Below are 9891 nucleotides of genomic sequence, written 5' to 3' on the forward strand. Positions count from 1 at the left end.
CGTCGCGTAGGGCGAGGCTGGCGGCGGCTTCGTGGGGGTCGGCGAAGCGGACGACGTCGGTCATGGTGACGGTGTTGGTGGTGGTGAGGTCGGTGGCGGTGCCGCCGGGGTCGATGGAGGGGAGTTGGGCGGTGTCGCCGAGGCAGCGGATGGTGGCGTCGCGGTGGGTGAGGAATTCGAACAGGCGTAGTCGTTTGTCGTCGCCGAGTTTCACGTGCTCGTCGATGACGACCAACGTGCGGGCGTCGAGTTGCAGCAGCCATTCCGGAAGCGCTGGCGGGTACGCGGAATCGGTGATCGGCTGAGCGCCGGAGGCGTGTTGGTCGAGGATGTGGAGGAGGCGGTCGACGGTTTCGACTCGGATGCCGGTGGTTTCGGCGAGGACCGCGGCTGCGGCGGCGGTGGGGGCGAGGCCGAGGACGGTGCCGCCGGAGGTGTGCCAGGCGTTGATGAGCACGCGCATGGCGGTGGTTTTCCCGGTGCCGGCGGGCGCATTCGCGACGGCGATCCGCAGGGGTGAGGACGCGAATTCGGTGACGACGGCGATCTGCCCAGGATTTAACTGCCGGCCGTTATTGGCGGGGTCGGTGTTGTAGGCGTGGATCGCATCGGCGATGACATCGGCCGCGAGGGTGCGGGCGCCGGGTTGTACGGAGAGGTCTAGCAGGCGTTGTTCGGTGCCGAGTCGGCGAGCGGAGGTGTAGGTCTGACTTCCGGGAACCGTGTAGACGCTGGTGCCGTCGCGACGTTGAAAGATCGTCGGCGGGTGCTGGAGGACGGGTTCGGCGGTGATGTCCGGGTCGCCGCGGGCGAGGGATCGTGTGGGCGATAGTGCTTCGCGGACGACGGTTTCGACCACGTTCGGCCATTCGGTCGGGTGGATGTGGCCGCGGGTTTGGCGTTCGGTTTCGGCGCGGATGTGATGGTGTTGCCACGCCGAACGCTGCCCGGAAACGACGGTGACTACCTCGTCGGCGGCGCGGGAAATCCACGCCTCATCGACTGTCGGGCGAGAGTGTTCGCTGCGATTGAGCGCCGAAGTGACAGTGGCTTCGACTGCCTTCGGCCCGCCCAGCAGTGTCGCGGCTTCGCTGTGCCAGTCGTGGCGTTGTTCGGCGTAGGAGCGGGAGAGATGTTTGGCCGGGCGGGTTTCCAGGGTGGCGCGCTCGGCGAGAGCGAATAACTCTTTCGGGGTCGGTTCGCGCCCGAGCTGCTGTTGGAATGACACCGCGAGGGTGCCGAGCCGGTGGGTGATGGCGGCGTCGCGACGTGACCAATGGCGGATCAACTCGGCTGGGATACCGATGATTTCGCGGATGGGTCGTTTGTTCGGTGTGGCTGCGGGGCGGTCGGTGAATCCGATGCCGAGGCTCGTTTCGAGGTGGTGTTCGAGGCGGGTGTTGTAGATCTCGCTGACGACAACGAGGTTGCGATAAACGTGGCTCGCGTCCAGAGTCCGCCACTTCCCGTCGAGGGTGCGTACCCGGTTGGCGATGAGCATGTGAGTATGCAGATCGGGGTCGCCGGAGCGTGATTCGCGGTGGGTGAAGCGTGCGGCGATCAGTCCTTCGACGTCGACTTGCCGCACCCCTCCGGTGCCGAGGCGGGTGTAGGTGGCGTTGTTTTCCAGCCACGCGATGGCGTCGTCGACGGCGGCATTGTGAGCGGCCTGGATCGCGTCAGCTATCGGTTTGGGGGCGATGGCCCACAGCGTGGAGACGCTCTTCACGGGGGAGAAGGTGATGTCGAACCCGGCTACCGCTGCCGATTGGGGCCGCGAGATGCGGGCGACGAACCCGGACAGTTCGCGATCGTCGAGCGGTGCGCGGTCGTAATTCTCCACAAACATCGCCATGGCGACCTCGGTCCGAATCCGGGCGCGGGTGTCTTCATCGATCGCGGCGTTGGCGTCGAGACCGCGGGAAAGGTTGTGTTCCCGATATGCCTGGGCGCATCGGGTGCGGAATGGGTTGTCGCCGTGACGTGCCGGAAAGGCTTTGCCCAGTCGACTGGCCTGTTGCGCGGCGCGGACAGCGTCTTTGGGCTTGGCGCCTTTGGCGATCGCTTCGGTCACGACCTGGTACTCGATGGCGGTGGCGTTGGGGTGTCGGCCGTCCCCGAACAGGCACCGCATCTGGTCCTCGGTGACCTGATCGCCGGCTGAGATGTCGAGGGCGGCAAGGCCGGTGCCGTGCCAGGTGCCGGGTGCTTCGCCGCGTGTGGAGTAGTAGTCGGCGAGGCTGGATGTGCCGAGGTCGGTGGCGTCGGCGGCGGCTACCTGGCGTTGGTAGTACAGGTAGCTGGTACCGGCGAGGATTTTGTGCAGCGTCGCTGTCACGTATCCATCAGACACCCAACGACATTCGGAATGCGAGGGCTGGAAGGGACTCTGTTTTTATCAATTTGCGCCGTTTCCCCAGGTCGTCAGGAAATTCTCAGCCAGAGTGCAAGAGGTCTGCGATGGTGATGTGTGAACGTGGGTGTGAGAGTGGGGTGTTGAGGTGATATGTGGATGTGAGTGTGTGAGGGGCGTTGTGGTGGGGAGGAGTTGTGGTGGTGGAGAGTATGGAGGGGTGGTGTTTGGGGAGTAGCTGGTTGTTGGCATGCTGTGTCGACCGGGGCACGGAAAATCGAGCCTTGGCATTCGCGCGCTACAACGATCAGGCGAGAAGCAGGTTGTTGCCGGGTTATTCGTGGGGGAGTTCGCCGGTGACGATGTGGTCGGCGAGGTTGAGTCCTTCGCGGACCAGGCGGGCGAGATGTCCGTCGCGGATGCGGTAGATGATGCGGCGGCCTTCGCGGCGAGTGTCGACCATTCCGGTGAAGCGGAGTTTGGCCAGGTGCTGGCTGACCGCGGTGCGGGAGCCGCCGCAGGCTTCGGTGAGGGCGGTGACGTCGGCTTCGTCGTCGGCGAGTAGCCACAGCAGGTGGAGCCGGGTGGGGTCGGCGAGCATCCGGAATACCGATGTCGCGGCGTCGAGGTGCGCGGGGTCGGGCTGGACGGGGTGGACCAGGCTGGGTGGCAGTGAGTCGGCCGCGGGTGTGGTTTCACCGGTCATGGGGTTCACCGACTTCCTACCGTCGCCATCTGCGCGCCTGATGGGATGCGGGCCGGCCACATTCGGGCGGCGATTATTGCGGCCAGTGTAGCCAGTACCTCGGTTACGGTATGTGGTCCCGATTCAGCTACACGGAGCAACTCCCACCACGGCTGACCTTGCGATTGCACCACACAACGCAACTGGTTCAGGTCCGCGAGAGTTCGGCCGCGGCGCATTCGCGCGGTGGCGGGATTGGCGCCGCCTTCATGAATAGCTGAGCGGCGCAGTCGCCCGCCGCTCGGTGCACGACAGTCGATGCGCAGCTTGACTGCCTGCCGGTATCGTGGCGTAGGCGAGGAGCTGGCTGGTCTCTGAAATAGACCTGTCAGGAGTTGTCGTGGCAAAGGAACGCTCGTCCTCATTCCCCGCGCGTCTGTGTGCCGTCGTTGCGCGGCGCCCTCATCCGAGCGGTCGAAACCGGACCTCGATCTCCATGATCGACCGACCACCCGCTGGATTGGCTAATTCTCAGCGAACATATCTCGCTTGATCTTGGTCGCAATCCGATGTCTTCTGATGCGGAGTATCCGGCCAGGCCGATCCGGCGATGGGTGACCACCAACGCAGCCGCTGCGCACATTCAGGTGCACCCGGAAGTCCTTCGGCGCTGGAACCGGCAACGAGACAGATATCCGTGGCTGCCCAAGCCCAAGCGTGTGGGAAAGGACTTTCGTTGGGATCTCGATGCTTTGGATGCGGCGCTGGATGCGCTCGACGAGGATTGAGACCGGCTGATCGGATCCGGAGGTGACGCGAGGGAGGCCGGCGCGGGCGATCGGGGTTCCGGGTTCGCCGATGCTGACGGAGTTGTCGCCGGGGCATTGGTGTGCTCGGCTTCTGGTGCGCGATGCATCGGGCCGGCGGCGTGACCTCAGGCGGGTGTCTCCAGTGCGGCTCGATGCGCGTGGCCGGAAGATTCCCGACCGCAACGGTTCTCGGGCGCTGGATGAAGTTATGGCCGCGGCGGCCATGATCCGGGTCGACCTCGGTGGCGAGTTGTCGGAGTCGACGACCGTTCGCAAGCTGTGGCTGCTGTATCGCGCGTATCTGGAGGAGCAGGGGCGTGCGCCGGGGACGCTCGAGCGGTACGACGTGGTGGCGGAGTTGTTCAACACCGCGTTCGGTGAGCGAAGATTGCTCGAGGTCACGACGTCGTCGGTCGAGGCGTTCCTGAAAAGCCTTGGCGCGGCCAAGGGGCCGTCGTCGATGCGGACCGGGCGCAATGTGCTGTCGGGGATGTTCCGCTACGCCGTCCGCAAGGACGCGCTCAGCGTCAACCCTGTCCGAGAGTCGCAGCTGACGAAGAACATCGAAGCCAAAGGCCGCACCGGCGGCGCCCGCGACATCACCATCGAGGAGCTGCGGTTCATGCTCTCGGCGGTGCGGACCTCGCGGCTGCCGTGCCCGCGGAAGCTGTCTCGCGCGGAACGCAATCGCGGGACTCCGGTGAAGTCCTACACAGCGCCGACGGTCGCGGACTACTGCGAGAGCACCGACCTGGCCGATTGGGTGACCCTGCTCGCGGCAACCGGCCTGCGCCGAAGCCAAACCTTGGGCCTGCTCTGGTCGGACATCGATCTCGATGACTGCACCCTGCGCGTGAGCGGCAAGGTCGTCCGCGTGAAGGGCCAAGGCTTGGTGCGAGTGGAGAAGGACGACGATCCGAAGAACCGTCGCGGAGTGATCGCGCTGCCGGAGTTCGCGGTGGAGATGTTGCGCCGCCGCAAGGTCGCGCTGGCCGCCCGCAGACTCGCGTCACCGCCGGATCCGAATGCGACGGTCTTGGATCTGGTCTTCCCGTCGACGGTCTGGACGCTGCGCGATCCGCAGAATGTCGGCCACGAGTGGCAGCGAGTCCGCGATGCCCTGGGCATCCCGGAGGACGTCACCGCCCACAGCTTTCGCGGCGCGGTCGCCACGATCCTCGACGACGCGGGTCTGTCGGCACGAGTCACCGCCGACGTTCTGATGCACGTCGACCCAGCCATGACCCAACGCCACTACATGGCCCGAGGCCGCGCCCACAGAGCAGCTGCCGATGCGCTGGATCGAGCCGTCAGCGGACAGTTCTGACGCACCACGCGCAGCGAATTAGTTGGGACTTTGTTGGAAGATCTGACCAACGAGGTAGGTATTCGGGCGGAAGAAACCCGCCCTGACCTGCGATCAAAGTGGGCCTAACGCTCCACAACCCGAACTCGCTGACAGTCGAAGTGCCCGCGGCTCGGATCAGGCCAGTAGGCATTCGACAGATTGAACCACGGCGTGACCGCGACGACCGGAATACGCCGTGTCGGCCCGCACGGTGAGGGGACGTGGTGCGCCGGCGTGGATCATGATCGACCTGCTTCGCGTGCAACCGGTACCGCTGCCAGCGCCGCGTTCGCCACGGTGTCGGCGGTAGTGGAAAGGACGACCTGCAGGATGACGACGATGCCGTGCACACTGCACACGTACATTGTGTTGAACAGCTCGAACCGATAGGGGTCCAAGGGAATTCGATGACTGCCGAGCTGGAGGTGCCGAGTAGAGGGTGACCATCCGGTGGGGTCGTAGACGACCCGCCGCACCGGTCCCAGGTGCGGCCGGAGAACGGTGAGCAGTCCCGGAAGTTCGGCGGCGAGGTCCTGCGTGCGAGGCCACCAGACACCGTCGACACGGCCGGTCCCGTCGCCGCGCGGACGCAAACGCAATCGTGGTGTATAGAGCGGGAGGCGACGAGTTGGTGCGGGGTGCGAGCTCGTCGAGCGTGGCGTCATGAGACGCTCCTGTCACAGCCTCCGCGAGGGGCCGGAATTCGAATCGGAGACGACGCGACCTTGGCTGGTCGGCATGCGAGGTGCCTCCGGATATTGCCCAGCCTACTCGCTGATACCTGTCGCCGACCTGCGTGAATGGAATCGGGAGTGGTGCATGCTGGACTGTCCGTGTCGGATTCGGCGCTTGCGCTGATCACGATCGGCGAAGTGAGTTGGCTTGGCCGGAGTTTCGGGTCAAGGCATGGGGGCGTTCCACGTCGTGCGGGTGCCGGGCCCGTGGGGGCCGGGCCGCGTGGCGGGGCAGTGATCGAAGTGGCCGCCTGCGTTCCGGGCGCGGGCGGCCAGGTTGGACAGGCCGCTGGGGCTGAGGTCGGACGGGATACCGGTGCCGTTGTCTTCGACGGTGATGGTGAGGGCGTCGTCGATGATGACGGTGATGGTCAGGATGTCGGCGTGGGAATGGCGCACAGCGTTGCTGATGGTTTCCTGGACGACGGCTTCGGTGTGATCGGCCAATTCGGCGGGTACCGCGTCCAGTGGCCCGGAGAACTGGGTCATGACCTGCATGTCGGAGTGCTCGGTCTGCTGGCGCACAATGTCGATGAGGCGCTGGCGCAGCCGGGTGCGGTGCGGGCCGGCGTGCAGGTCGTAGACGCTGCTACGGATGTCGGTGATCACCTCTTGTAGGTCGTCCACCGCGTCGCAGAGTTGCCGGCGCACGTCGGCGTGGTGGGTGCGCCCGATGGCACCTTGTAGCGACAGCCCGATAGCGAAGACCCGCTGGATGACGTGATCGTGCAGGTCGCGGGCGATACGATCGCGGTCGGCGAACACGTCCAGTTCCCGCAGCCGCTGCTGGGCCCGGGCCAGGTGCAACGCCAGCGCGGCCTGCCCGGTGAACCTCCCGCACCACTCGGCCATCTCGCTGGGATAGGGCGGTTGTCCGCCGCCGCGGGTGGCAGCCACCACACCGAGAGCGGTGGCGCCGGTGTGCAACGGCAGCACCAGGACCGGACCATCCCCGAACAGGGCGATCTCGCCGGCAGCGGGCATGGTGACAGAGGCGCTGCCGCGGAACGCCTCGGCCACCGGGCCGGTGACCGGGATCCGCCGCCCATGTTGCGCGCCTGCTCCTGCCCATTGTGTGATGACCAGTTCGGTGACCTCGTCGGCGGGGACGTCGGAGTCCGGGCTGGTCGCCACCCACACCCGGTCGGAATCCGTTAGCTCGCGTACCCGCTCGACGACGCGGCACAGCACCGTGTCCGGGTTGGTGGCGGCCAAGAATTCGGTGGTCAGCTCCGATGTCGCCGAGGTCCACCGGCAACGCAGCTGCGCGGACTCGAACAGCCGCGCTGATACGGCGGGGAATATCGGCCGCAGATCGGTCACAGACGTCTTCGCGGGCGCGCTGTCCTCGCGGCCGAACAATTCGGGCCGGACGGTATGGGCGTTGCTCATGGTTGTGTGTCCCAATCGCTGTCGAATGCGGGTCGCGGGACGGGGTTGCCGGGCGGGGCGAGCAGGTCCTGGATCCGGGAGACGTCGCCGGGCATCGCCGCGGTCGCCAGGATCGCGTGCGCGGTTGCCGAGTCGGTGTGCGGAGGTACGACCAGTAAGCCGATCCTGGCGCCGGCGATGCCGATCACGTCGAGGGTGTGTGATGGTTTACGACGGAATCCGTTGAGCCGCACCCATGTTCCGCCGGATCGGAATCCGGGTGGCGCGCCGGTCCAGTCGCCGGGGTGATAGATCACGCCGTGCACCGCCTCGACCAGAGGCTCCACCACAACGAGCAGGGACGGCAATTCGGCGCTGAGGTTCTCACCGTAAGGCCACCATGCGCCGTCGAACCAGCCGGTGTGCGGGGGCTCGGTGTGCATCCGGGCCCGCAGTGGCCCGATGCGACCCGAACTGTCGGGCGCGGGATCGGGTTGCCCAGCGGTCATGACCCGGGACGTCCTGTCGGCCGCTTCATACCCACACTCCTGACTCTGCCTCGCGGGGCACGGCTTGCGGGAACCCGGCGCGGCTGCGAGCACCACCGACACTTTTAGGCGCGATCGGCGAACGGCCCAGCCGGGGTTTACAATTCATGACGGTCACTACTGGACCGGGACAGTCGAGGCAGGAGCCCCCGCCGCCGCGAGCGCGGACCGTGCCAGGAGGGGGTCGGTGCCCGAGGCGATGGCTTGCAGCACGATCACGGTACCGTCGGCTCCGCACAGGTACATGGTGCCGAACAGTTCGAACGGATACCGGTCCAGCCGTATGTCGCGGTCGGCCAGCAGAAAGTGCCCGCCACCGGTCGGTAACCATGCGCGCGGATCGTAGACGATGCGCCCTATCGGCCCTGCTCGCGCACGGAATGCGGTGATCAGTCCCGGAATTTCGGCCACCAGGTTGTTCGATCGGGGCCACCAGGTCGCATCGACGTAGCCGCTCGCCTCGGTGTCCGGACGCAGACGTACCCGGGGAGCGTCATCGCGCGTGCGCCCACGCGCCGCCGAAGGCACGTTCATCAATAATGGCGTCATCGGACGCTCCTGCCGCGACCTCGGGAAAGGGCGCATGTCGAATTCGGGAACGGCGCTACCTCTGCTGGTCAGCGCCCTGATTGCCGCCGAATAACCTCGAGCGTACACCCCAGACACGCCGCTCGTGGCGCCAGCGGAAGCGGTGGACTGCCCGCACCGCGGCGAGAAGGCCCGGCCGCGAGTGAGCGGGAGGCCCGACAAAGGCGACCGCGCCAGCTGCTTATTTGAACTGGCGCGCTCTCGGCACTGCGGCCTCCCGGGAGACGCGGTTACCTGCGTTCGGCTTACCCATACTCACGTCACTCAACCGGGGAATCGGCGTGGATTACGGCTACAACGCGTCGGCCACCATAAACGTCGTGCCCGGCGAAGCAAGCGCCGGTGACAGGTCCGCTCGATGGCGCTTGGCACGACATCGAAATCAGCGGCGAATCGGTGACGGTCCGGTTACTACGCCCATAACGCTGTTAACCCCGGCACCCCGGTGCGATGCTGTAGATGTCGCCGATCTTACGACGCGGTCCGGCCGCCTTCTGCCGTCCGGATATCGATTGGCACGCGTCCAGGCGAGTTTCGGCGCTTTCTGCGCGGTCATCGGCTCGGCGGTCCGGCCCGTGGCCCGCGCTCGCCGCCGGCACCGGGTATTTCACGAGACGAACGGTGTGAGATGAAGGACGAACTGTGTGCCGACAACGGTGCTCCGACCACCAGCGCTGCAGAGTTGACCACCTTGCTGCAAGAGACTGCGAACGGCAACACCGATTCCTTCGCTGAGTTCTATCAATCGACCAGATCCAGGTTGCTCGCCCGGCTGACCTTCATCCTGCGCAGCCCGGTTTTGGCCGAGGAAGTCAGCCAAGAGGTGTATCTGCACGTCTGGATCGCGGCCGGGAACTACGATGCCGACCGCGGGAGCCCAATGACGTGGCTGATGATGTTCGCTCATCGCCGCGCTGTCGACCGGGTGCGCGCGGAGCAATCACTGGCCGACCGCGAACGCGTTTTCGGTAACACACAGTTCCCGCCCGACCGCGATGTCGTGTACGACGAGGTCGGCCAGCGTTTCGTCGAACGGGCTGTTGCCCGGGAGGTACACAAACTCCGCAGCCGCCAGCGCGAAGCGGTCGTGCTGGCCTTCTACGGTGACCGCACCTATGCTCAGGTCGCCGTGGACCTGGGCATCTCGGTCCCTACCGCTAAATCGCGGATTCGAGCCGGACTGATAACTCTCGGCCGACGCCTGTCATCGAGCTTGTACGACCTCCCGTAAAAGTCGACCTGACGACAAACTCCGAGGCTGATCGGTGAAATTCGTTGAGAAACCGATACTTTCGACGGGATACGCCGACTCGGTCGTCTGCTGCCGCAGAGTCGAGACAGTCACCCCTTCTCTCCGCTGCCGGCGGTGGCATCGAGGGCAGTGGCACCCTCGCCAGGCTTCGGCAGGGTGGCCGTAAGGCCGGCCAGCAGGATGTCGAGCCCGCGTTCCAACTC

At 65.9% G+C, this 9891-nt stretch carries 9 protein-coding genes; 3 read left to right on the forward strand and 6 right to left on the reverse strand.

The features are described 5' to 3' along the window. Together mobF and A5780_RS16475 are read right to left on the reverse strand one after the other, a co-directional pair. The coding region (gene mobF, locus A5780_RS16470; protein ID WP_197521770.1) for a MobF family relaxase at positions 1-2338 on the reverse strand (2338 nt) is incomplete at its 3' end. Between the two features lie 349 nt (positions 2339-2687). Continuing rightward, complete coding sequence (locus A5780_RS16475) at positions 2688-3059, reverse strand: metalloregulator ArsR/SmtB family transcription factor (protein WP_064908876.1); 372 nt, start codon at positions 3057-3059, stop codon at positions 2688-2690. Between the two features lie 593 nt (positions 3060-3652). On the opposite strand from A5780_RS16475, the gene A5780_RS40035 reads away from it, so the two are divergent. Both A5780_RS40035 and xerC read left to right on the forward strand, forming a co-directional pair. Further along, positions 3653-3826 carry a hypothetical protein gene (locus A5780_RS40035; RefSeq protein ID WP_156769520.1) on the forward strand — a complete coding sequence of 58 codons (174 nt, stop codon included), beginning with the start codon at positions 3653-3655 and terminating at the stop codon, positions 3824-3826. Between the two features lie 229 nt (positions 3827-4055). Then, positions 4056-5174, forward strand: coding sequence for a tyrosine recombinase XerC (gene xerC, locus A5780_RS16480; RefSeq protein WP_231982979.1), 1119 nt, complete (start codon positions 4056-4058; stop codon positions 5172-5174). Between the two features lie 260 nt (positions 5175-5434). Here the strand turns inward: xerC and A5780_RS16485 are convergent, their stop codons facing one another. The 4 genes from A5780_RS16485 to A5780_RS16500 all read right to left on the reverse strand — a co-directional run bounded on the left by A5780_RS16485 (position 5435) and on the right by A5780_RS16500 (position 8397). Then, positions 5435-5794: a DUF5994 family protein gene (locus A5780_RS16485; protein ID WP_231982980.1), complete on the reverse strand. Its 360-nt coding sequence runs from the start codon at positions 5792-5794 to the stop codon at positions 5435-5437. A 300-nt stretch (positions 5795-6094) separates the two neighbouring features. After that, positions 6095-7321, reverse strand: coding sequence for a sensor histidine kinase (locus A5780_RS16490; protein ID WP_064908879.1), 1227 nt, complete (start codon positions 7319-7321; stop codon positions 6095-6097). Continuing rightward, a complete protein-coding gene (locus A5780_RS16495; protein ID WP_064908880.1) occupies positions 7318-7809 on the reverse strand; it encodes a DUF5994 family protein in 492 nt (163 codons plus the stop codon). The genes A5780_RS16490 and A5780_RS16495 overlap by 4 nt, the downstream gene beginning before the upstream one ends. Before the next feature lie 156 nt (positions 7810-7965). After that, positions 7966-8397 (reverse strand): DUF5994 family protein, encoded by a 432-nt coding sequence (locus tag A5780_RS16500; RefSeq protein ID WP_146102327.1) that lies wholly within the window; start codon positions 8395-8397, stop codon positions 7966-7968. A gap of 667 nt (positions 8398-9064) precedes the next feature. Here A5780_RS16500 and A5780_RS16505 point away from each other — a divergent pair. Further along, positions 9065-9667, forward strand: coding sequence for a sigma-70 family RNA polymerase sigma factor (locus tag A5780_RS16505; protein ID WP_064908882.1), 603 nt, complete (start codon positions 9065-9067; stop codon positions 9665-9667). The last annotated feature ends 224 nt before the right edge of the window (positions 9668-9891 follow it).

The organism is Nocardia sp. 852002-20019_SCH5090214, from assembly GCF_001665865.1.
GTDB lineage: Bacteria > Actinomycetota > Actinomycetes > Mycobacteriales > Mycobacteriaceae > Nocardia > Nocardia nova.